At 75.2% G+C, this 22,324-nt stretch carries 15 protein-coding genes and 2 pseudogenes; 6 read left to right on the forward strand and 11 right to left on the reverse strand.

The window, feature by feature from the left end; translation table 11 throughout:
- Positions 1-3 precede the first annotated feature (3 nt).
- A complete protein-coding gene (locus ABD363_RS05565; RefSeq protein ID WP_344600221.1) occupies positions 4-786 on the forward strand; it encodes a sirohydrochlorin chelatase in 783 nt (260 codons plus the stop codon).
- A 145-nt stretch (positions 787-931) separates the two neighbouring features.
- On the opposite strand, the gene ABD363_RS05570 is transcribed toward ABD363_RS05565, so the two are convergent.
- Positions 932-1,480: a DUF1697 domain-containing protein gene (locus ABD363_RS05570; RefSeq protein WP_344600222.1), complete on the reverse strand. Its 549-nt coding sequence runs from the start codon at positions 1,478-1,480 to the stop codon at positions 932-934.
- A gap of 52 nt (positions 1,481-1,532) precedes the next feature.
- Between ABD363_RS05570 and ABD363_RS05575 the strand changes: the two are divergent.
- Positions 1,533-1,763 (forward strand): annotated as a pseudogene (locus ABD363_RS05575) (MMPL family transporter); the annotation flags it as partial.
- Positions 1,764-1,896: 133 nt separating this feature from the next.
- Here ABD363_RS05575 and ABD363_RS05580 read toward each other — a convergent pair.
- Both ABD363_RS05580 and erm(O) read right to left on the reverse strand, forming a co-directional pair.
- Positions 1,897-3,154: pseudogene (locus ABD363_RS05580) on the reverse strand (glycosyltransferase).
- Positions 3,151-3,930, reverse strand: a complete 780-nt coding sequence (gene erm(O) / locus ABD363_RS05585; RefSeq protein WP_344600223.1) for a 23S rRNA (adenine(2058)-N(6))-methyltransferase Erm(O) — start codon at positions 3,928-3,930, stop codon at positions 3,151-3,153. The pseudogene ABD363_RS05580 and the gene erm(O) overlap by 4 nt, the downstream one beginning before the upstream one ends.
- 749 nt (positions 3,931-4,679) lie before the next feature.
- Here erm(O) and ABD363_RS05590 point away from each other — a divergent pair.
- Positions 4,680-5,543, forward strand: a complete 864-nt coding sequence (locus ABD363_RS05590) for a phosphotransferase enzyme family protein (protein WP_344600224.1) — start codon at positions 4,680-4,682, stop codon at positions 5,541-5,543.
- A gap of 17 nt (positions 5,544-5,560) precedes the next feature.
- Here the strand turns inward: ABD363_RS05590 and ABD363_RS05595 are convergent, their stop codons facing one another.
- Together ABD363_RS05595 and ABD363_RS05600 are read right to left on the reverse strand one after the other, a co-directional pair.
- Complete coding sequence (locus ABD363_RS05595) at positions 5,561-6,283, reverse strand: 3'-5' exonuclease (protein ID WP_344600225.1); 723 nt, start codon at positions 6,281-6,283, stop codon at positions 5,561-5,563.
- A gap of 118 nt (positions 6,284-6,401) precedes the next feature.
- Positions 6,402-7,670: an SAV2148 family HEPN domain-containing protein gene (locus tag ABD363_RS05600; RefSeq protein ID WP_344600226.1), complete on the reverse strand. Its 1,269-nt coding sequence runs from the start codon at positions 7,668-7,670 to the stop codon at positions 6,402-6,404.
- Positions 7,671-8,282: 612 nt separating this feature from the next.
- On the opposite strand from ABD363_RS05600, the gene glgX reads away from it, so the two are divergent.
- Together glgX and treY are read left to right on the forward strand one after the other, a co-directional pair.
- Entirely contained in the window at positions 8,283-10,406 is a 2,124-nt protein-coding gene (gene glgX, locus ABD363_RS05605; protein ID WP_344600227.1) for a glycogen debranching protein GlgX, read from the forward strand.
- A gap of 85 nt (positions 10,407-10,491) precedes the next feature.
- Positions 10,492-12,861, forward strand: coding sequence for a malto-oligosyltrehalose synthase (treY, locus tag ABD363_RS05610; RefSeq protein ID WP_344600228.1), 2,370 nt, complete (start codon positions 10,492-10,494; stop codon positions 12,859-12,861).
- Positions 12,862-12,897: 36 nt separating this feature from the next.
- Here the strand turns inward: treY and ABD363_RS05615 are convergent, their stop codons facing one another.
- Both ABD363_RS05615 and ABD363_RS05620 read right to left on the reverse strand, forming a co-directional pair.
- Positions 12,898-13,344: an SSI family serine proteinase inhibitor gene (locus tag ABD363_RS05615; RefSeq protein ID WP_344600229.1), complete on the reverse strand. Its 447-nt coding sequence runs from the start codon at positions 13,342-13,344 to the stop codon at positions 12,898-12,900.
- Positions 13,341-14,699 (reverse strand): M14 family zinc carboxypeptidase, encoded by a 1,359-nt coding sequence (locus ABD363_RS05620; protein WP_344600433.1) that lies wholly within the window; start codon positions 14,697-14,699, stop codon positions 13,341-13,343. Before ABD363_RS05620 ends, ABD363_RS05615 begins: the two co-directional genes overlap by 4 nt.
- Positions 14,700-15,066: 367 nt before the next feature.
- On the opposite strand from ABD363_RS05620, the gene treZ reads away from it, so the two are divergent.
- Entirely contained in the window at positions 15,067-16,812 is a 1,746-nt protein-coding gene (treZ, locus tag ABD363_RS05625) for a malto-oligosyltrehalose trehalohydrolase (RefSeq protein ID WP_344600230.1), read from the forward strand.
- A 63-nt stretch (positions 16,813-16,875) separates the two neighbouring features.
- Here the strand turns inward: treZ and ABD363_RS05630 are convergent, their stop codons facing one another.
- From ABD363_RS05630 to cyc2, 4 genes are all read right to left on the reverse strand, one after another.
- Positions 16,876-17,829 (reverse strand): aminoglycoside phosphotransferase family protein, encoded by a 954-nt coding sequence (locus ABD363_RS05630; protein ID WP_344600231.1) that lies wholly within the window; start codon positions 17,827-17,829, stop codon positions 16,876-16,878.
- Between the two features lie 106 nt (positions 17,830-17,935).
- On the reverse strand, positions 17,936-19,063 hold the full coding sequence (locus tag ABD363_RS05635) for an aminopeptidase P family protein (protein ID WP_344600232.1): 1,128 nt from the start codon (positions 19,061-19,063) through the stop codon (positions 17,936-17,938).
- Positions 19,064-19,285: 222 nt separating this feature from the next.
- Complete coding sequence (locus tag ABD363_RS05640) at positions 19,286-20,017, reverse strand: multicopper oxidase domain-containing protein (protein WP_425577944.1); 732 nt, start codon at positions 20,015-20,017, stop codon at positions 19,286-19,288.
- A 29-nt stretch (positions 20,018-20,046) separates the two neighbouring features.
- Positions 20,047-22,245, reverse strand: coding sequence for a germacradienol/geosmin synthase Cyc2 (cyc2, locus tag ABD363_RS05645; protein ID WP_344600233.1), 2,199 nt, complete (start codon positions 22,243-22,245; stop codon positions 20,047-20,049).
- Positions 22,246-22,324: the final 79 nt, after the last annotated feature.

Consider the following 22,324-nt stretch of genomic DNA (forward strand, 5'->3'; position numbering starts at 1 on the left):
GTCATGCACCGTCCGGTCCTGCTCGTCGTCGCCCACGGCAGCCGCGATCCGCGGCACGCCGCGACCGTCCACGCCCTGGTGCGGCGGGTGCGGGCGCTGCGGCCGGACGTGCGCGTGGAGACCGGCTTCCTGGACTTCAACCTCCCCTCGGTGCAGGGGGTGCTGGAGTCCCTGGCGGAGGAGGCGCGGCGCGAGGCGCCGCACCGCGGCAGGGGCGGGCGGCAAAGGGGCGTCCGGGACGTGGTGGCCCTGCCGTTGCTGCTCACCCGCGCCTTCCACGCGAAGGCGGACATCCCGGCGGTCCTCGCGGACGCGCCGCCGCAGCTGCGGATCCGGCAGGCGGAGGTCCTCGGCCCGTCGCCGCTGCTGCTCGCCGCCCTGGAACGGCGGCTGTACGAGGCGGGGCTGAGCCCCGCCGACAAGTCCTCGACCGGGGTCGTGCTGGCCTCGGCGGGGTCCACCGACCCGGAGGCGATCGCAGTGATCGCTGACATCGCGCGGGAGTGGCGGCACACCGGTTGGTGCGCCGTGCGGCCTGCGTTCGCCTCCGCTTCCCTGCCGCGCACCGAGGACGCGGTGCGCGAGCTGCGGGCCCTGGGCTGTGCGCGGGTCGCCGTCGCCCCGTACGTCCTGGCCCCCGGCTTCCTGCCGGACCGCATCGCGCGCGGCGCCGCGGAGGCGGACGTCCTCGCCGGTGTCCTCGGCCCGGCCCCGGAGGTGGCGCGGGTCCTGCTGGAGCGCTACGACGCGGCGTGCCTGCCGGTGCCGGCGGCGATCGGCGCCTGACGCCGCCGGCGGTCGTTCCTCCCGGGCGTCGAACTCGTGGAAGCCGGGGTGCGGCAGCGCCGCGATCCGTTCCGGGGAGCGGCGGACCTCGGGGCCGAGCCGCGCCGGCTCGCCCCGGACGGCGGCCTCGACGGCGGGGTCCCGGTCAGCCGCGGGTCAGCTCCACGAGTGCGACGACGGTGTTCCAGTTGCGGGTGGTGGCGATCAGGCCCTTGTTCACGCGGGGCCTGGACAGCTGCTCGGCGAGCCGGGAGCGGCCGAGGCCGTGCGGCGCGTACAGGTACAGGGCGCGGTCGCCGAGCCGGAACTCCTCGGGGAGGTGGGCGGCCCGGTCGATCTCCGCGAACCGCCCGGCGTCGACGGGTGCGGAGAAGTAGGTGACGTGGAGCTGCTTCGCCTCCAGCTCGGCGGCCGGGAACGGGCACGCCTCGGCGACCGCCCGCAGATACGCGTGGTCGCGCACGATCACGTCCACCGCGAAACCGAACCGCTTCTCGATCGCCCGCGTCAGCTCGGCGGCCAGCGCCTCCTCCTCGCCGCGCCCGGCCGCGAACACGGCCTGCCCGCTCTGCAGGTGGGTGCGGACGGCGCGGAGGCCGAGTTCCTCCAGGAGCGTGCGCAGGTCGGCCATCGGGACCTTCCGGCGGCCGCCCACGTTGATCCCGCGCAGCAGCGCCGCGTACATCGTCGTCATCCGCCCACCCTAGGGCGGGCGGCGGGCACGGCGGCAGGGCCGTCGTGTTCGCGTTCTCGGGACGTGGTCCACGCAGTCCATGAAGCGGATGGGCGCCGGTCTCGCGGCGGCGGTCCTGATCGACGCGACGGTCGTCCGGGGCGTGCTGCTGCCGGCGGTGACGGCGCTGCTCGGCGAGCGCGACCGGTGCCTGCCGCGGTGGCTGCGCCGGCTGCCGGACCCGACGCACGACGAGGCGCCGGAGGCGGTCACGCGCACCGCGCGTGACGAGGGCGCGCCGGCGGGGGTCCGACGGCCGCCGGAGCGAGGCCCGGCTCCCCGCGCCTTGCGGGGAGCCGGGCCTCACCCGTGCGCCGGGGCGGTCGGCCCCGGTTCCCGTGCCGGGCGGTGCGCGCCCGCGGCGCCGGCCCCCGTGGTCACGCGGGGTCCGCCCCTGCGGGCAGCTCGGCCTCGATGAGGTCGGCGGCCCGCCGCGTGCCGCCCTCCCGGGCCATCTCCGCCTGGACGTCCTTCAGCCGGCGGGCGACCTCCGGGTCGTCGACCAGGCGCAGCGCGGTCTCCCGCAGGGCGGCGGCGGTCGCCTCCTCCCTGGGCAGGTGGCGGGCGACGCCGAGGCCCTGGAGCATGTCGGCGTTGCCGAACTGGTCCACGGCCTGCGGCACGGCGATCATCGGCGTCGCGGTGGCCAGCCCCTCCTGGCTGCCGCCCGCGCCGGCGTGGGTGACGAACAGGTCGGCCTGCCTCAGAATCGCCAACTGCGGCACCCAGGAGTGCACCTCGACGTTCCCGGGCAGGTCCCCCAGCTCGGCGGGGTCGACGTGCCGGCCGATCTGCAGCACCGTGTGCCAGCCCGGCAGACCGCCGAAGGCCTGGACGCACTCCCGGTAGAAGCCCGGCTGCTTGGTGAAGGCCGACCCCAGCGACACGAGCACGACCTTCTCGGCGCCGGCGGGCCGCTGCCAGTCCCCCTCGGCGCCGCGGTCGCCCTGACAGGCGCCCACGAAGGTGTACACGCTCTCGTCGACCCGGTCGGCGTGGGGCTGGAGCACCCTCGGGATCAGGACGAGGGAGCGGGCGGGACGGCCCACGAACGAGTCCGGATGCTCGGTGATCCCGTTCTCCTCCAGCCACGCCCGGAACCGGGCGTAGTAGGCCCGCCCGCGCTCGGTCCGCTTCGGCTCCGCCCACATCGGCTCGGCGACCTCCTCCTCGTAGCCCTCCCAGGCGACGAGGTTGGGCGAGAGGGAGATCGCCGGCACGCCCCAGCGGTGGGCGAGGACCCGGGCGGGGTAGGAGGTGATGTCGTGGAGCACGAGGTCCGGTTCGTCCCCCTCGTACGCCTCGATCAGCTGGGGCAGCGCCTGGATCGCGTCGTCGAGGAACGGCTCCACGTTGTCCAGGAGGGTGGTCCCCCACGCCTCCGGGTCGGCGTCGGGGCCGGGCAGCGTGGAGTGCCACAGCCTGGGTTCGGCGCCGGTCGCGGCGACCTTCTCGGCGAAGGCGGGCGGGATCGCGTACGTGACCCGGTGCCCGCGCGCGACGAGTTCGCGGATCACCTCCAGGCTGGGGTTCACGTGGCCGTGGGCGGCGATGGAGAACATGGCGAGGTGAGCGGGACTGGTCATGGCAGCGACCATACGCGAGACGAGACGTCTCGTACAACTCATTTCTCATGAGGTCAGCACCTCGTGCAGCCGGAGCCACCGCTCGGGCGGCACCGCGCCGACGGGCACGCCCGGATCGAGGCGCGCGGCACGGAACGCGGCGTCGACGCGCCGCTTGGGGTGGGCCCGGCTCAGGGAGGCGTGCAGCGAGCCGCCGACCCCCGAGAAACCCAGCTCCACCAGGTGCCGCCAACTGCGGCAGGCGTCGGCGTCGAGCAGCGGGGTGCGGCGGCGTTCGACGCGGAGGATCCCGGCGTCGACGCGCGGCACGGGCCGGAAACCGTACCGGCCGACCCGCCCGGCCAGCCGCCACTCGTAACGGGGCCAGGTACGGATCGTCAGCAGGGTCCAGCTGCCGTAGTCGCCGGTGCGCTTGCGGGCGTACTCCAGCTGGGTGAGCAGGGTGGCATCGGTCAGGGCCGGAGCCCTCAGGCACCAGTCGACGACGGCGGAGGTGCGGGAGAAGGGCACGTTCCCGGCGACGGAGAACGGTGTGCGCGGGGGCCGTGCGGCCAGGAAGTCCCCGGCCACGACGCGGACGTGGGGAGTGTCCGCGAAGCGGGCGCGCAGGACGGGGACGAGCCGGGGATCGATCTCGTAGGCGACCAGTTCCCGGCAGCGGGGGGCGAGCGTCCGCGTCAACGCGCCCTTCCCCGCGCCGACCTCCAGCAGCAGGGGGACGGGGCGGGGGTGCGGTGCGGCGAGCCGGGCGAAGCGTTCGGCGGTGGCGCGGTCGGCGAGGAAGTTCTGCGAGAGGGCGCGCGAGACGCGCGTGGGGCGGGCCATGGCCTGCGGTCCTTGTCTTCCGTGAGGGGGAAAAGGGCAGACGAGGGCCCTGACCGGAAGACGGGGGAAGAGCGAAGCGGGAAGGCCGGCGGCCGCGGCGGATCAGCGGACGGGGCGTCCCGGACCGGTCAGGGCTCCGGGACCGCGGCGCATCCGGACGGAGTGCGTGCAGCCCCGGTCGTGACCGGAGATGTAGATCGCGTTGATTCCCACGGACAGCACGGTAGGAGGGCCCGCGGGCGGCGGGCAACGGATTTTCCGCCGGGGACCGCCCGGCTCGCGCGGCGCTTCGAACGCGGTGGCCGGCAGCCGGAGGAGGGGAGGGCGAGGAGGACGAGGTACGCGAGCGGGGCGGCGTACCGGCCGGCGCGGGCGGTCGTGCGGGTCCTCGTCCGTCCTCCCCTCCCCCGGGACGGCCGGCGCGGAGAACGGCCGGCGGGACCGGGAGCGCGGCGGCCGTGACGCGGCCCCGCGCCGCCGCGTGGCCGAACCGCCCGTGGCGTAAGGCCTTCCCGCGGGCGGAGAGCATCGGCAGCCGGGTGCGCCCGCCGGCTCCGGCCCGTGCGGATGCGACACTGGCCGACGGACGGCGGGGGTCCGGCGGCGAGTGCCCCGCCGCCGGTCCCGGCACGGGCGCGGGATCAGGCCGGAACCGTGCCGGGGCCGGGGCCGGATCGGGCCGGACACGGGCGAGGAAGGACACGGCCCGGGCCGGGCCCGCGCGAGGAAGGACACGGAGGCGGAGGACGATGGACGAGGCCAAGGCACGGGACGTGGTGGCCGCGGCGGGCGTGCTGCCCGGCCCGGCGCGGGAGGCGCGGCTGCTCGCCCTGGGCGAGAACGCGGTGTTCGCCGCCGGTGACCTGGTCGTCAAGGTGGGCCGCGACGCCGGGCTCCTGGACCGGGCGCAGCGCGAGCTGGACGTCGCGGTGTGGCTGGCCGGGGCGGGGGTGCCGGCGGTGCGGGCGGCCGAGCCGAAGGCGCTGCTGGTCGAGGGGCATCCGGTGACCGTGTGGCACCGGCTGCCGGATCCGGTGCGGCCCGCCGAGCCCCGGGACCTGGCCGGACTGCTGCGGCTCGTCCACGCGCTGCCCTCCCCTCCCCTGACGCTGCCGCCCCGCGATCTGCTGGGGGGCGTGGAACGCTGGCTGCGACTCGCGGGCGATGTGATCGACCCCGCGGACGCGGCGTATCTGCGCGAACGCCGCGACGGTTTCGCGGCGGCCGCGGCCGGGCTGACGCCCCGGCTGACGCCCGGCCCGATCCACGGCGACGCGCTGCCCCGCAATGTGCACATCGGCCCCGACGGGCCGGTCCTGGTCGACCTGGAGACCTTCTCCGCCGATCTGCGCGAGCACGACCTGGTGGTCATGGCCCTGTCCCGGGACCGTTACGGGCTGCCCGCCGAGGCGTACGACTCCTTCACCGAGGCGTACGGCTGGGACGTGCGCGAGTGGGAGGGCTGCTCGGTCCTGCGCGGTGCCCGCGAGACGGCCAGCTGCGCCTGGGTGGCCCAGCACGCGCCGAGCAACCCCAGGGCACTGGCCGAGTTCGAGCGCCGGGTGGCGTCGCTGCGGGACGGCGACGAGACGGTGCGCTGGTATCCGTTCTGAGCCGTCGGCGGCCCTGCTCAGACCCTGTCGCCCACGGGCTCCCGCACCGGCCACGTCCCGTCGACCACCGCGGTCGCGTCGCCCTTGCGGCGCAGGAAGGCCTGGAAGTCCGCCGCCCACTCGGCGTACCACTCGATCTGGCGGCGGTGCAGCTCCGCCGGGCCGAGGGCCGCGACCTCGGGGTGGCGGCCGGCTATCGCGCGGGCCAGCCGGGCCGCGGCGAGCGCGTCGGCCGCGGCGTCGTGGGCGGTGCCGAACGCGACGCCGTACTCCGCGCAGACCGCTTCGAGGGTGCGCTTGCCGCGGCGGTAGCGGTCGACGGAGCGGTCGATGGTGTAGGGGTCGATGACCGGGGCGGGGGCCGCGCCGCCCAGCCGGTCGCGCAGTGACGGCAGGGCGTGCCGCCGCAGCTCCGCGGAGAGCAGCGTGAGGTCGAAGGCGGCGTTGTAGGCGACAACCGGGACGCCCGACGTCCAGTACGCCACGAGCACGTCGGCGATCTCGTCCGCGACCCGGTCGGCGGGGCGGCCCTCGGCGGCCGCCCGCTCGGTGCTGATGCCGTGGACCGCCACCGCGTCCGCCGGGATCTCCACCCCGGGGTCGGCCAGCCACTCCCGGCGCCTCACCGGCTCCCCGTCCCTGACCTCGATCACGGCCCCCGTGACGATGCGCGCCTCGCGCGGATCCGTGCCGGTCGTCTCCAGGTCGAAGCCGATCAGCGGCTCCCGGTGCCAGCCCATCGGCGGCCCCCCTTCTCGGTGGTGCTGTCCCCCAGTGGCCTCCACCTTCCCATGGGCCACTGACAATCAGAGGACCGCGTTCCGCTTCTCCCTTCGCGGAGCCCGTCACCCGGGCGTTTCACGACACCGGCCGGGAGTCCGCCCACATCGACTCGAACTCCTCGCGGTAGGTGGGGAAGAGCCCGCCTTCGTCCACCTCGCCCGACTTGACCAGCCTGCTCCCGTTCCGCAGCACGAACACCGGCGCCTCCATCCCCCGCGTCCGGCGCAGGTAGGACTGCACGACGGCGACGCCGTCCGCGCCGTCGCCGTCGACGAGGTAGGCGGTGAAGCGGGGCGTCTCGTCGAACACCTGGATCTCGAAGGCGCCCGGGTCGCGCAGCCGGGCGCGCACCCGGCGCATGTGCAGGATGTTCGTCTCGACGGCGCGGCTCAGCTCCCCGCGTTTGATGCCCAGCTCGCGCTCGCGCCGCTTGACCGCGCTGGAGGCCGGGTTCAGGAACAGCAGCCGCACCCGGCAGCCGGACTCGGCGAGGCGGACCAGGCGCCGGCCGGAGAAGTTCTGCACGAGCAGGTTGAGGCCGATGCCGATGGCGTCCAGGCGGCGGGCTCCGCCGAAGATGTCCTCGGCGGGGAACTGACGCAGCAGCCGCACCCGGTCGGGGTGCACGGCGACCACGTCGGCGTACCGGTCGCCGACCAGGTCCTCGACCGCGTCGACCGGCAGCCGGCGCGCGGAGGGCACGTCGCCGCCCGCGCCGAGGATCTCCAGCAGCCGGGCCGAGGCCCGCTCGGCCTGGGCCAGGACGGCCTCGGACAGCGCCCGGTTGCGGGAGACCACGTTCCGGGTGACCTCCAGCTCGTCGAGGGCGAGTTCGACCTCCCGGCGCTCGTCGACGTAGGGCTCGAAGCAGGGCCAGTGCTGCACCATCAGCTCGCGCAGCTGCGGCAGCGTGAGGAAGCTGAGGACGTTGTCGTCGGCCGGATCGAGCAGATAGCCCTTGCGGCGGCTGACCTCCCGTACGGCGACCGCCCGCTGCACCCACTCCTGGCCGGCGGGCCCGGCCGCCGCGACCACCCAGTCGTCGCCGTGGACGGGCTCGTACACCGGCCGCAGGACGGCGGCCACGACCGCGCGCAGCCGCTGTTCGACGAGGTTCAGCCAGATGTAGGCGCGGCCGGCCCGCTGGGCGCGGGTGCGCACCTCGCGCCAGGCGTCGGCGTCCCAGTCCAGCTCCGGTCCGATCGCGCCCGCGTCCATCGGCCGTGCCAGGGACACGGCGCCGGGCGGGACGTCTGTGGAGTTCCCCTCGTGGCCGTCGTCACCAGGGGGCAGCTCCAGCCCTCCCGAGCCCACCCGCGCACCGCCTTCCGCTCCCCCGGGCATCCCCGTCCCAACGATCAAGGAAGGGTACTCCGGGAGCGGTCCGCGGTGCAGCCCGATGGACAGGTAGTTTCTCAACCTCCTTGATCTGCACGTCCGTTCGACACAGCGAGCTCGGCCGGCGTGAGCGGATTCATAGCGGTCGCGTCCCGCGGGCGGAGCGGGAGATCCGGCCGGCGGACCGGCGGGGGCCGCCCGTCCCCGTCCCGCACGACGCGGCGGGGACCGGCGCGCCCCGGACGACGGGGTTCCCCGGACCCGCCCGTCCGCCCACCCGACCGCCCGCCCGCCTGTCCGCAGGCACCTGTCCGCGGACTCCGGACGGCCGTCGCCGCCGAGGCGTCGCGGGCCGCGGTCCCCGCCGGAGCGGGGAGCCGCCGGCCGGGCGGGGCGGCCCCCGCCCGGACGCCGGCGCACCGTCCCGCGCACGTCTTCCCCGCTCCTCGCCCGCTCCCGTCCGCCCCGGGGGATGCCCCCGCCCCACCGGTTCGGCATACCCGTGTGCACTGGCCGGCCGGTAAGGGGGAAGTAAGTCCTGGGTGGTCCCCTCATTTCCGGGGAGACCCGGGGCCAAGACGTCCCCACCCGCGTCGCACACCTGAAAGAGTCGTATCCATGCAGGTCTGGCCTGGAGAGGCATACCCACTCGGTGCCACGTACGACGGCGCCGGCACCAATTTCGCGGTCTTCACGGAGGCCGCGGACCGAGTAGAGCTGTGTCTGCTGCACGACGACGGCTCGGAGACGGCGATCGAGCTGAGGGAGAGCGACGCGTTCGTACGGCACGCGTACGTGCCGGGCGTGATGCCGGGGCAGCGGTACGGCTACCGCGTGCACGGCCCCTACGCCCCCGAACGCGGATTGCGCTGCAACTCCGCGAAGCTGCTGCTCGACCCGTACGCACGCGCGATCAGCGGCTCGATCCGCTGGGGCGAGGAGGTCTACGGCTACCACTTCGACGATCCCGACCGGCGCAACGACCTGGACTCGGCGCCGCACACGATGACCTCGGTCGTGGTCAACCCGTACTTCGACTGGGGCGACGACCGCAGCCCGCGCACCGAGTACCACCACACGGTGATCTACGAGGCCCACGTCAAGGGCCTCACCATGCGGCACCCGGGGCTGCCCGAGGAGCTGCGCGGCACCTACGCGGCGCTCGCCCACCCCGCCATCATCGAACACCTGACCAAGCTGGGGGTCACCGCGCTGGAGCTGATGCCGGTGCACCAGTTCGTCGACGACCACCGCCTGGCCGACATGGGCCTGAGCAACTACTGGGGCTACAACACGATCGGTTTCTTCGCCCCGCACAACGCCTACGCCTCCTGGGGCGACCGCGGCCAGCAGGTCCTGGAGTTCAAGTCGGCGGTGAAGGCGCTGCACGAGGCCGGGATCGAGGTGATCCTGGACGTGGTCTACAACCACACCGCCGAGGGCAACCACCTGGGCCCGACGCTGTCCTTCAAGGGCATCGACAACCCGCGCTACTACCGGCTCACGGACGACCCCCGCTACTACATGGACACGACCGGGACCGGGAACTCCCTGCTCATGCGGTCCCCGCACGTGCTCCAGCTGATCATGGACTCGCTGCGGTACTGGGTCACCGAGATGCACGTCGACGGTTTCCGCTTCGACCTCGCGGCGACCCTGGCGCGGCAGTTCCACGAGGTGGACCGGCTCTCGGCCTTCTTCGACCTGGTGCAGCAGGACCCGGTGATCTCCCAGGTGAAGCTGATCGCCGAGCCCTGGGACGTGGGCGAGGGCGGCTACCAGGTGGGCAACTTCCCGCCGCTGTGGACCGAGTGGAACGGGAAGTACCGGGACACCGTGCGGGACCTGTGGCGGGGCGAGCCGCGCACCCTGGCGGAGTTCGCGTCCCGGCTGACGGGCTCCTCCGACCTGTACCAGGACGACGGGCGCCGCCCGCTGGCCTCGATCAACTTCGTGACCTGCCACGACGGCTTCACGCTGCACGATCTGGTGGCGTACAACGACAAGCACAACGAGGACAACGGCGAGGACAACCGGGACGGCGAGAGCCACAACCGGTCCTGGAACTGCGGGGTCGAGGGCGAGACCGACGACCCGGCGGTGCTGGAGCTGCGGGCGCGGCAGATGCGGAACTTCATCGCCACGCTGCTGCTGTCCCAGGGCGTGCCGATGATCAGCCACGGCGACGAGTTCGCCCGCACGCAGAAGGGCAACAACAACGCCTACTGCCAGGACAACGAGCTGTCGTGGGTGCGATGGCCCGAGGAGGAGGGGGACGGGGCGGACACCGGGCTGCTGGAGTTCACCCGCGCGATGGTGTGGCTGCGCAGGGACCATCCGGTCTTCCGCCGGCGGCGCTTCTTCCACGGACGGCCCGTGGAGGGCACCCACGACGACCTGTCGGACATCGCCTGGTTCACCCCCGAGGGCCGGGAGATGACCCAGCAGGACTGGACCTCGGCGCAGGCGTCGGCGCTGACCGTGTTCCTCAACGGCAACGCGATCTCGGAGCCGGGACCGCGCGGGGAGCGCATCGTCGACGACTCGTTCCTGCTGATGTTCAACCCCTCGCCGGAGCCGCTGGAGTTCGTGGTGCCGGTCGACCACGGCCGGCAGTGGCAGGTGGTCGTGGACACCTCCCACCCGGACCAGGTGCCGCCGGGCGCGGGGGCGAAGGTGCAGGCCGGGGACCGGCTGACCCTGGTGGACCGGAGCCTGACGGTGCTGCAGCGGCCCGTCTAGCGGGCGTCACACGGATGGCGGCGTGCCCGCCCCGGGCCGAAGGCGCGATGACACGAAAGGCCGCGGGGCGGGTACGTACGTTGTCATGACACCTGAGCGACCCGATCCGGCGGTGCCCACGGCCACGTACCGGTTGCAGCTGCAGCCCGGCTTCCCCTTCGAGGCCGCCGCGGCGGCCGTGCCCTATCTGGCGTCGCTCGGCGTCTCGCACCTGCACCTGTCCCCCGTGCTGGAGGCGGTGCCGGGCTCGCCGCACGGGTACGACGTCGTGGACCACGCGCGCGTGCGCGGGGAGCTGGGCGGCGAGGAGGGGCTGCGGGCGCTGGCGCGCACCGCGCGGGAGCACGGGCTCGGCCTGGTGGTGGACATCGTGCCCAACCACATGGCGATGTCCCCGCGCCACAACCGCGCCCTGTGGGAGGTGCTGCGGGAGGGTCCGAAGTCGCCGTACGCGCGGTGGTTCGACATCGACTGGGAGGCGCAGGGCGGCCAGGTGCTGCTGCCGGTGCTCGGCGGGCCGCTGGGCGAGGTGATCGGCGAGCTGCGGGTCGACGGCGACGTGCTGCGCTACTACGACCACGCGTTCCCGCTGCGGGAGGGCACCGAGGACCTGCCGCTGCCGCAGCTGCTGGACGCGCAGTGGTACCGCCCGGTGTGGTGGCGGCTGGCCCGCACCGAGCTGAACTACCGGCGCTTCTTCAGCATCTCGGAGCTCATCGGGGTGCGCGTGGAGGACCCGGAGGTGTTCGAGGCCACGCACGCCACGGTCCTGCGGCTGCTGCACGAGGGGGTGATCGACGGGCTGCGGGTCGACCACCCCGACGGGCTCGCCGACCCGGACGGCTACCTCCGGCGGCTGCACGAGGCGACGGGGGGCCGCTGGACGGTCGTGGAGAAGATCCTCTCGGACGGGGAGCGCCTGCCGGCCTCCTGGCCCGTCGCGGGCACCACCGGCTACGACGCCCTGCGGCACGTCGACGGCCTGTTCACGGACCCGGCGGGCCTGGCGGAACTGATCGGGCACTACCGGCGGTTCGCGGCCCCGCAGGCGGACCGGGGCGGCGACTGGGCGGCGACGGCGCGGCGGGCCGCGTACCAGGTGCTCACGCATGAGCTGGCCACCGAGTGCGACCGGCTCACCCGGGTGGCGCACCGCCTGTGCGCCGCCTCGCCCGATCCCCGCCTGCGCGACCGCGCGCCCTGGGCGCTGCGCACCGCGCTGCGGGAGCTGCTGGTCCGGCTGGAGGTCTACCGGCCGTACGCGTCGGTCGACGCGGCGTCCGTGGTCACCGAGGAGGCCGCCGCGGAGGCCCGGCGCGCCTTCGCGGTGCCCGAGGAGGCCGGGGCGGTCGACGTCGTACGCGACCTGGTGCTGGGCCGGGCCGGGGACGGGCCGGACCACGTGGAGCTGCGGACGCGGTTCGCGCAGACGGCGTCGGCGCTGCGCGCGAAGTCCGTGGAGGACACGGCGTTCTACCGCTACGTGCCGCTGCTGTCGGCGACCGAGGTGGGCGGGAACCCGGGGTCCCCGGCCGTCTCCCCGGAGGAGTTCCACGCCTACTGCGCGCGCCTGCAGCGGGACTGGCCGGTGACCGGGACGGTCGTCTCCACGCACGACACCAAGCGCAGCGCCGACGTGCGCGCGGCGCTGGCCGTGCTCACCGAGTGCCCGCGGGACTGGGCGGACGTCCTGGCCGAGGCGGCCCGTGGCGAACGCGACGCGGCGGACGCGCCGGACGCGCAGCTGGCGTGGGCGGCCTGGCAGACGGTGTTCGGGCTCGGCCCGGCGGACCGGGAGCGCGTGCAGCAGGCCCTGCTGAAACACGTGCGCGAGGCGGGGACGCACACCAGCTGGACCGAGCAGCAGCCGGCGTACGAGGAGGCGGTGGCGCGGTTCGTGGCGGCGGGGCCGTGCGGGGCGCCGGGCGAGCGGGTGGCGGCCTTCCGCGCCGCGCTGGAGCCGCACCTGAGGGCCAACGTGCTCGGCACGGCCCTGGTGCACCTGACGATGCCGGGCGTGCCGGACCTCTACCAGGGCACGGAGGGCGAGTACCGGGCGCTGGTCGACCCCGACAACCGGCGGCCCGTGCGCTTCCCGCCCGCGGACGATCCCGGGGACAAGGGCGCGGTGACGCGGGCGGCGCTGGGGCTGCGCGCGCGGCGGCCGGACGTCTTCGGCGCCGCGGCGTCGTACGCGCCGCTGACCGCCGAGGGGCCGGCGGCGGCGCACTGCGTGGCGTTCGTCCGCTCGGGCGAGGTGCTCACGGCCGTGACGCGGCTGTCGCTGCGGCTGGCGCGCGCGGGCGGCTGGCGGGACACCCGGCTGCCCCTGCCGCCGGGCCGGTGGGCCGACGCGCTGGCGCCGGAGCGCGCGTTCACCGGGCACGTGCGTCTGGCGGAGCTCTTCGAGCGGCTGCCGGTGGCGCTGCTGGAGCGGGTGGGGACGGCGGACTGACCGGCCCGCCGGGCGGACCGGTCCGCGGCACGCCCGTCAGGCCGGGTGCGACGGGCCCGGCCCCGCGCCGTCCAGGGCGAACACCGACCCGGTCCGGGCCGCCATCACGCAGCCGTTGGGGAAGGTCGCCGTGTACTCGACCGGCCGGCCCCGCCACTGCCCGCGCGCGTGGGCGGTCACCGGGGCGTAGACCATCGGGCAGTGGGCGTCCTGCGGCCGCAGGCCCGCGATGTCGCCGTTCGCCGTGCCGAGCTCCGCGCAGGCCCGGGCGGCGCGGGGGTGGCCCTGGGGCGGATCGCAGCGCAGCAGGGCGCCGCGCGTGACCGCGGACGGGGTCTCGCCCCGGGTGACCGTGAGGTGCAGCCAGGTGCCCGCGTGGGCGCCCCCGGCGGTCGCCGACGCCGGCGTGGCGCAGGCGGCGAGGAGGGCGGCCGCCGTCAGCAGGCCGCTCCGCAGCGCTCTTGTCGTGGTGGTGTGCGTCATTCCCGGTGCATCGGCACGGCGGCCCCGGACCCCCAGCCCTGCTCACCCGAACGGGAGCGGGCGGGCGCGTACCGCGCCGCCAGTTCGAACGCGGCGAGCACCACGCGCGTCTGGTACTCGGCCTGGCGTGCGACCGGGATCCAGCGCGCCACGCAGCCGTCGCGGTAGTCGGCGCACCACGCGTCGATGAGCCGGTCCAGTTCCGGCAGCGCCCCGGCCGGGTCGCGCCCGGCGCCCGTGACCAGCTGGTGCAGCAGCCCGGCCGTGCGCAGGGCCAGCCGCCGCCCGGCGATGCGCAGGGCGGTCAGGTGGGCGGTGCTCAGCGGCGGGAGCGCGTGTCCCGGGCCGTCGCCGGCGGCGGTGTCGGGGTCCCACGCGTCGGCGAGGCCGGGGCAGACCAGCAGGTAGTCGTCGACCGGCGCGAGCAGGCGGGCCGCCTCCGGCACGGCGGCGAGGTGGGGCCGGACGCGGGCGAGGATGCCCCGCAGCAGCCGGGTGTCGTGCCGCAGCGTCCGGCTGACGGCGCGCAGCGCCCCGTCCCGGTCCGCGGGCGGTGAGCCGTCCTCCACGGCGGCCACTCCCCACATGGGCGCCTCGACGACGGCCGTGACGGTGCCGTAGCGGCGCGGGTGGCTCCACGTGGACTCGACGGCGGCCTCCGTGATGGCCGCCACGAGGTCGCCCCGGCGCGGCGGCGGGATCCGGTAGACGGCCGGCCCCAGGGCGGGCCAGTACAGGGTGTCGTACGCGCCGAGCTCGCGGGGGATGCCGAGGCGGGCCGCGGAGTGCGCGACCCGCCGGGCGAGGCCGGGCAGGTCGTGGGTCACCTCGGCGAAGCCGCCGCCCACGTCGACGCCGTGCAGGGAGCACTGGAGGAAGGGCCGCAGCTCGTCCTGGAGGGCGAGCAGGGCGCGGGTCTCCGGCAGCGTGGCCGCGGCCGCGCCGTCGGGCAGCCACTCGGGCTGCTCCAGGAAGCCGGGCCGGAAGAAGTGGCGGGCGTAGCGGTCGAGGGTGTACGGGCCCGTGAGCCAGCCCTCGTTGTGGCGCAGGCCGTCGGGGTCCAGGCACAGCAGCAGGTTCCAGGTGGCGTCCGCGTCCTCGGTGAGCCGGGGATCGCCCAGCGCGCGTTCGGCCAGCCGCAGGACGGTGGCGCCGCCGACGGGCTCGTTGGCGTGCGGTCCGGCGACGACGAGGGCCTGGCGGCTGCCGTGTCCGACGGACAGCAGCCACAGGGGCATGCCCGCGCGGGAGGTGCCGACGCGGCGCAGCCGGGCGTCGCGGGGACGGCGGGCGACCAGGGCGGCGGCCCGGGCGCCCAGCTCGTCGACGGTCGGGTAGCGGTGGAGGGGCGGCAGGGCACACCTCCACGTTGCGAAGCCGTCGGTTCACCCGGGGTACGCGGGGTACGCACAGTCAGTCACGACTTCGGGGGTACGTCAACACCCCGACGGCGACGGGGGCGGGGGCCGCCCACCGGCGCCGACCGTGCGTCATGCCCAGGCCAGAGCCGGGGCCCTTCCGCGAGGTCTCCGCGGCGGAGGGAGCGGCGGGCGGAACGCCCGTTCGCCGGAGCCGGCCCGATCGCCCTCGCGGACGGCGGCGGCGCCGATGGCCCGCCGCGGGACGCGGCGGGTGAAAACCGGGGATGCGAAAGCGGAACGATCTCGTTTGACGCACCATGGACGGGCTACATCACGGTGAGCAGACGAAGGGGAACCGTCCGTGCAGTTCGAGGTGTGGGCACCACAGGCCGGCCGTGTGACGCTCCGGTGCGACGGCGTCACGTATGCGATGGAACGCGATCCCGAGCGGGTGGGGTGGTGGCGGGGGGAGGCCGAGGCGCGGGACGGCTCGCGGTACGGCTTCGCGCTGGACGACGGCCCCGTGCTGCCGGACCCGCGCTCGCGCCGCCAGCCGGACGGCCCGGACGGGCTGAGCGCGGTCGTCGACCACGGGCGGTACGCGTGGCGCACCGAGTGGGCCGGACGCCCGTTGCCCGGCGCGGTCCTGTACGAGCTGCACGTGGGCACCTACACCCGCGAGGGCACCCTGGACGCGGCCGCCGAGCGGCTCGATCATCTCGTCGGACTCGGCGTCACCCACGTGGAGTTGATGCCCCTGTGCCCGTTCCCGGGCCGGCACGGCTGGGGGTACGAGGGGGTCTCGCTGTGGGCGGTGCACGAGCCGTACGGCGGCCCCGAGGCGCTGAAACGGTTCGTCGACCGGGCGCACGAACTCGGCCTGGGCGTCGTCCTGGACGTCGTCCACAACCACCTGGGGCCGTCCGGCAACTACCTGCCGCAGTTCGGGCCGTACTTCACGGAGACGCACCACACCCCCTGGGGCGCCGCCGTCAACCTGGACGCGCCCGGCTCGGACGAGGTGCGCGCGTACTTCGTGGGCAGCGCGCTGGCGTGGCTGCGCGACTACCGGCTGGACGGACTGCGGCTGGACGCGGTGCACGCGCTGGCCGACACGCGCGCGTGCCACTTCCTGGAGGAGCTGTCGGCGGCCGTGGACGCGCTCGCCGCCGAGGTGGGCCGCCCGCTGTTCCTGATCGCCGAGTCCGACCTGAACGACCCGCGGGTCGTCACCCCGCGCGAGGCGGGCGGCCTCGGGGTGCACGCCCAGTGGAACGACGACTTCCACCACGCCGTCCACACCACGCTGACCGGCGAGTCCCAGGGCTACTACGCCGACTTCGCGCGCGCCCCCCTGGCGGCCCTGGCCAAGACGCTCACCGGCGGCTACTTCCACGACGGCACGTACTCCAGCTTCCGGGAGCGGCACCACGGCCGCCCCCTGGACCGCACCCGCACGGCCGCGCACCGGCTGCTCGGCTACAGCCAGACCCACGACCAGATCGGCAACCGCGCCCAGGGCGACCGCCTGTCGGCGCTGGTCTCCCCCGGCCTGCTGGCCTGCGCGGCCACGCTGGTCCTGACCGCCCCGTTCACGCCGATGCTGTTCATGGGCGAGGAGTGGGCGGCGGGCACGCCCTGGCAGTTCTTCACCGACCACACCGACCCCGAGCTCGCGGAGGCGGTACGGCACGGGCGGCGGCGGGAGTTCGCCGCGCACGGCTGGAAGGAGGAGGACGTGCCCGACCCGCAGGACCCCGCGACCCGCGACCGCTCCTGCCTGGACTGGTCCGAGCCGGAGCGCGAGCCCCACGCGCGCGTGCTGGCCTGGTACCGCCGGCTCATCGCCCTGCGCGCCGAGCAGCCGGACCTCACCGACCCGGACCTCGCCGACACCAAGGTGGCCTACGACGAGGAGGGACGCTGGCTCGCGTTCCGGCGCGGGGACATCCGCGTCGCCGTGAACCTCGGCACGCGGCCGGCGGCGATCCCGCTGGGCGCCCGCCCCGCGCGTGTGCTGGCCGCGTGGGAGCCCGTCGAGGCGCCGGGCGGGGACGGGGTGCTGCGGCTGCCCGGGGAGTCGGGCGTGGTGCTGCTGCAGTCGTGAGGGCGCCCCGGGGTCCCCGGGGGGGGCGCGGGCGGCGCCGGGGGGCGTCGTCGGAGGGCGGCGTCAGAGGGCGTCGTCCTCCCCGTCCTCCCGCAGTTCCGTCACCCGTTCGAGCAGGATCGCCTCCCAGGCGCGCCGCAGCCGGGTGCGCAGCGGCGGGAGGGGGCCCGCGGCGCGGCCGGCGAGGGCGTCGGCGAGGCGGACCACGCTGTCGCAGCGGGCGAGCCAGAGGCCGCGCAGGCAGGGGCGGGCACCGTAGCCGGCCAGGGTGGCGGCGCGGACGGCGGCGGGGGCGCCCACGGCGAGCGCGAGCCCCGCGATGTCCTCGGCGGGGTCCCCGACGACCGCGTCGGCCCAGCCGAGGACGCCGCGCACCCGCCCGTCGGCGCCGACCACGAGGTGCTCGTCGGTGAGCCCGTGGTGGACGAGGACGGCCGAACCGGGCTGGGCGGCGAGCTGGACCGCGGCCGGCGGGGTGAGCTGGGCCAGGCGGGCGGGGTCGAACTCGTCGGCCTCGGCGAGCCGCCGGGCGGCGCGTTCGGCGGCGCGGCGCAGCGCCTCCAGGGAGCGCGGGGCGACCCGCTCCACGCCGAGGGCCTCGGCCTGGCGGACGGGCACCGCGCGCAGCCCCGTGAGCAGTTCGGCCAGGTCGGCCTCGCCGAGCGCCGACACCGCGTGCCTCTCCCCCGAGCCGCCGGGCACCTTGGTGTCCAGCGTGTAGGTCATGCCGGGCGCCCACTCCCCGTGGGCCACGCTCACCGGCACCGCGACCGGGACGTGCGGGCGGACCAGGTCGCGCAGGCGCAGCTCGCGGCGCTGCCGTACGGCGGCCTCGTGGCCGGGGGCGAGGCGCAGCACATGGCGGGTGCCGACCCACCACGTGGCGTGCCCGCCCCCCGCGGCGACGGGCCGGACGTCGGGCCAGGCGGTGTCGTCCGCGTCGCCCGGGCCTTCCTTGAGCAGGGAGCGGACCAGTCGGCGGACGGTGTCCGCGGTGGGTGTCGGTGCCTGGGTCATGGATCGCGCCGTTGTCGGTCGGGGGTTTCGGGGACTGCGGGGGCCGGGCGGTGCCGGGCCCGGGGGGCCGTCGCGGTGCCCGTCCGTCCCGGGTTCCCGGCGCCCGTCAGTCCACTATGACCATTTCGCGTGTCGTGTTGTTGAGGCGGCGGCCGCCGTCCTCGGTGACCGTGACGATGTCCTCGATGCGTACCCCGAAACGGCCGGGGAGGTAGACGCCGGGTTCCACGGAGAAGCACATGCCCGGCACGAGCGGTTGCGGCTCGCCCTCGACCAGGTACGGCGGCTCGTGCGTGGTGACGCCGATGCCGTGCCCGGTGCGGTGGACGAACCGCTCCCCGTGTCCGGCGCCGGCGATGACCGCGCGGGCGGCCCGGTCGACCTCCTGGCAGGCGACGCCCGGCCGCACGGCCCGGAAGCCGGCCTCCTGGGCCTCGCGGACGAGGTCGTGCACCCGGCGCTCCTCGTCGGTGGGTTCCCCGACGTGGACCGTGCGGGAGGTGTCGGAGCCGTAGCCGTCCCTGAGGCCGCCGAAGTCCAGGACGACCATGTCGCCGCGTCCGATGACGCGGTCGCCGGCCTCGTGGTGCGGGTCGGCGCCGTTCGGGCCGGAGGCGACGATGGTGAAGTCGACCTGGGAGTGGCCGAACCGGCGCAGCAGATCGGCGAGGTCGGCGGCGATCTCGCGCTCGCGGCGCCCCCCGAAGGGGACCTTGCGGATCTCCTCGAACGCCGCGTCCGCGGCCGCGCCCGCGGCTTCCAGCAGGGCCAGTTCCGACGCGTCCTTGACCGCGCGCAGCATCGGCAGCGCCTCGGTGAGGGAGGCGTACGAGGTGCCCGGCAGCGCCTGCTGGAGGCCGAGCAGGTGCATCGCCCAGGCGTTGTCGCTGATCCCGTACCGTCCCGAGGCGTCCAGGAGTGCGGCGGTGGCGGCGTAGGGGTCGTCGCCGTCGGTCCAGTCGCGCAGAGCGGGCACGACCGTCCCGGCCGCCTTCTCGGCGTCCGGGGCCTCCAGGGCGGGGACGACGAGGACGGGGTCCCGGCCGGGGGCGAGGACCAGCAGGGTGAGCCGCTCGGTGACCGCGGGCGGCGCGTACCCGGTGAGCCAGACCAGGTCCGGTCCGGGCGCCACCAGGAGCCCGGCCAGCCCCGCCTCGGCGGCCGCCCGCGCGGCGCGCTCCATCCGGGCCCGGTAGTCGTCGGCGGTGAAGGGCGCGGGCGTACTGCCGGTCATCCGGGCCTCCCTGGCGTGTGAGGGGACTACGGACAGCATCCTGCCCGGCGGGAAAGGGCCGCGCGAGCCGATCGGGGGGAGCGGCCGGGGCGCGGCCGACGGACCGGGCGCCCGGCGCGCGCCGCCCCGGCACCTGGTCCGGCGGCGCCGGGGCGGCCCGCGGTGCGCCGGGAACGGGCACCGGTGCGGGCCGCGGCGGGCCGTGCGGGGCGCGGCCCGGGATCAGCCCGTGCGCCCCTCGCCGTGGCCGCCGTGCGCCCCGCCGTGGTCGAACCTCAGCACCTGCGGGGGCAGGACGACGAAGGGCCGCATCATGCCCATGTCCTCGTGCTCCAGCAGGTGGCAGTGGTACATGAACCGGCCGTGGGCGCCGTCGAACCTGCCCATGATGCGCAGCATCTGGTGGCCGGGCACCCGGTAGACGTCCTTGTGGCCGAGCTCGTTGGGGGCCGGCGGGATCCGCGTGCCGGCGTCGTACCGGATCGGGCTGCGGGTGCCGCCGATCCGCGGGTCGAAGCCCGACACGTCGTAGGCGTCGCGGCCGAGGAGCTGGAAGTCGGCCAGGTGGATGTGCATGGGGTGGACGATCGGCGAGAGGTTGAGGAAGCTCCACTGCTCGTGGCTGCCCTCGGCGATGGTGTAGCCGAGGGCGTCGTTGAACGTCCGGGCCGTGCGCCGGTACGTCCTGGTCGTGCCGTCCGGCCCGGTGATCTGGATGATGCCGTCCGCGGGGATCCGGACCGGGCCCGGGTCCCTCACCTCGGTCATCTCCCACATCTCCGGGTGCCCGCCGGCGCCCCTGGTGGCGGGCGGGGTGAGGACGATCAGGCGGTGGCCGTGGTCGATGTCGTGGGTGAGGCGGCGGAAGGAGCCGGAGAGCACCTCGGGCAGTTCGAACGGGTCGGGCCGCCCGCACCGGCGGACCCGGAACTCCATGACGTCCGGGTAGCGCACGTCGCCCTCCGCGGGGTGACCGCGCGGGCTCATCCGTACGCGGGCGCGGGCGCGGGCACGGCCGCGGGCGGCCGGGGCACGGGCAGGGCGGGCGGCCGGTCCGGGAGGAAGCCGTGGGCGCGGCGCGCCAGGAAATCCGCCCGGTAACGGTCCACGGTCAGGTGCCAGTGGAGGACGCCGGCGATCCAGTTCCGCAGTTCCTCCACGTACCGTTCCACCGCCGCGCGTTCCCGCTCGGACAGAGCCAGGTCCCGCTGGACGACGGGGAGTTCGTGCGCGTGGACGTGCTCGAACTGCCGCATCCGCTGGTTGGCCAGGTCGGCGACGATGCCGGCGGCCGTCGGGTAGTCGCACCGGAAGAAGTTCTGCACGACCAGGACGCCGTTGTGGAACTCCCCCTCGTACTCGATCTCCTTCTGGTACGACACGAGGTCGTTGGCGAGCATGAGGAAGTCCGTGGCGGAGTGTTCCAGTGACTGCACCGGACCGCTGCGGTAGACCTGGTCCGGGATGGCCGGGCCGTGCCCCAGGCGGCTCAGGCTCCGGTGGAAGTCGCCCCCGAAGGTGGCTCTGCGCATCTCCAGGTAGTCGACGGGGTCGGGGATGCGGTTCTGCAGCTGGTTGGACAGCTCCCACAGCCAGCTGTGGGTCATGGCGTTCACCGAGTCGCGCACGCCGAGCCGCTGCCGCGGGGTCATGGCGGCGGTCGTCCGCGCCCAGAGGTCGGCCAGGGACCGCTCCAGGCCGTTCACCGGCGGCGGGACCGGCTCGCCGGTCAGGGGCATGAACGCCGCCAGGCGCTCGGTGTAGTGCTTGGCGCCGGCCAGGTCGCGGCGGTGCCCGAAGACGGCCGGGTAGTAGTCGTCGGCGTAGGTGCCCCACACCAGCCACCGGGTGATGAGGTCGATCTCCTCCGGGCCCGCCTCGGGGTGCATGCCGGCCGAGGCCAGGGGGAGGTCGTAGACCGTGAGCTTGTCCTCGTCCCACACGCCTTCGGAGAGCAGGCCCATACGGTGGCACCAGCCGGGGATGCGCTCGCGCGCCCCCTCCAGATGAGGGCTGAGCCTCACCTCGAACGGCATGTGGAGCTCGGGCAGGAGGGACGGGCCGACCCGCTGGAACGGCACGTGGGTGTAGGCGCGCAGCCGCTCGGCGCCGGCCGCGGCGAGGAGTGCTCCGACGTCGGCGGCCGAGGTGCCGGGCCCGGTGGGGAGCTGCCAGGGGGTGCGGGAGCGGGCACGCTCGTTCATGTAGCGGCTGGAGCGCGTGTGCCATTCGTGGCCGCCGGACTGCCAGTCCTGCAGGCCCTTCACGTAGGCCGCGACCGCCGCGGTCTCGGCGGGGGTGAGGCCCTTCTCCAGGGCCAGCGCGGGCACTTCGGTGAACGCGGTGTGCTCGAACTGGTGCAGCCGGGAGGTGAGGACGTCGTTGACGGTGTCGGCGGCCTCCTGCGTGGTGCAGCCGAAGAAGGTCTCCAGCACGAGCACGCCGTTGCTGAGCTCGCCCTCCTCCTGGACCTCCCGCTGGTAGGAGAACAGGTCGTTGCGCAGGTGCACCGCGTCGGAGAACGTCTCCGTCAGCACTCTCAGCGGCCTGGAGCCGGCGACGCGGGCGGGCACTTCGGCGGTCGCGTACTCCACGAGCCCGGCCGACCAGGGCGCGCCGCCCACCTTGCGGCGCATCTCGATGTACTCGACGGGGTTGGCGATCCGCCCCTCGTTGATGTTGGACAGCTCCCACAGGGACTCGTCGAGCAGGTGCTCGGTGGCGACGGAGAAGCGGCGGCGCCAGGCGGCCGACATCGACGGCACCGTACGCGCCCACAGGTCGGCGAGACCGGCCTCGACCGGATTCTCCGGCTCCGGTACGGGCGTCGACGGGTCGAGCGGCATGAACAGCGGCAGCCGGTCCAGGTGGGCCTTGCCGGCGGCGCGGTCCTGGGTGCGCTTGTACTTCTCCAGGAAGTGGTCGTCGAAGAAGAAGACCCATACGTACCAGTCGGTGATGAGCGAGAGCGCGGGGCCGTCGCAGTCGGGGTGGGTGTAGGCGCAGAGCAGGCCGTAGTCGTGCGCGTCGAGGTCGGACCGCTCCCAGACACCGGAGCCCTCCAGCATGCCCATCTCGCGTGCCCACGCCGTCGAGTGGGCGCGGGCCTCCTCGACGTGCGGGTTCAGCCGCGCGGGGTGCGGCAGGTAGAAGTGCGGGAGTTCGAAGGGCTGCTGCGTCATGGCCGGGGGCTACCCGTGGCTGTCCCGCGCCATCCGCGGGGCCGGGCCCGATCACACCATCGCGTGAATCGAGGCGGGA

This window comes from Streptomyces glaucus (genome assembly GCF_039533365.1).
GTDB classification, from domain to species: Bacteria; Actinomycetota; Actinomycetes; order Streptomycetales; family Streptomycetaceae; genus Streptomyces; species Streptomyces glaucus.

Coding starts and splice junctions, on each gene's coding strand:
- ABD363_RS05565 (WP_344600221.1), top strand. CDS start 4: ATGCACCGTCCGGTCCTGCTCGTCGTCGCCCACGGCAGCCGCGATCCG.
- ABD363_RS05570 (WP_344600222.1), bottom strand. CDS start 1,480: ATGACGACGATGTACGCGGCGCTGCTGCGCGGGATCAACGTGGGCGGC.
- ABD363_RS05590 (WP_344600224.1), top strand. CDS start 4,680: ATGGACGAGGCCAAGGCACGGGACGTGGTGGCCGCGGCGGGCGTGCTG.
- ABD363_RS05595 (WP_344600225.1), bottom strand. CDS start 6,283: ATGGGCTGGCACCGGGAGCCGCTGATCGGCTTCGACCTGGAGACGACC.
- ABD363_RS05600 (WP_344600226.1), bottom strand. CDS start 7,670: ATGCCCGGGGGAGCGGAAGGCGGTGCGCGGGTGGGCTCGGGAGGGCTG.
- glgX (WP_344600227.1), top strand. CDS start 8,283: ATGCAGGTCTGGCCTGGAGAGGCATACCCACTCGGTGCCACGTACGAC.
- treY (WP_344600228.1), top strand. CDS start 10,492: ATGACACCTGAGCGACCCGATCCGGCGGTGCCCACGGCCACGTACCGG.
- ABD363_RS05615 (WP_344600229.1), bottom strand. CDS start 13,344: ATGACGCACACCACCACGACAAGAGCGCTGCGGAGCGGCCTGCTGACG.
- ABD363_RS05630 (WP_344600231.1), bottom strand. CDS start 17,829: ATGACCCAGGCACCGACACCCACCGCGGACACCGTCCGCCGACTGGTC.
- ABD363_RS05635 (WP_344600232.1), bottom strand. CDS start 19,063: ATGACCGGCAGTACGCCCGCGCCCTTCACCGCCGACGACTACCGGGCC.
- cyc2 (WP_344600233.1), bottom strand. CDS start 22,245: ATGACGCAGCAGCCCTTCGAACTCCCGCACTTCTACCTGCCGCACCCC.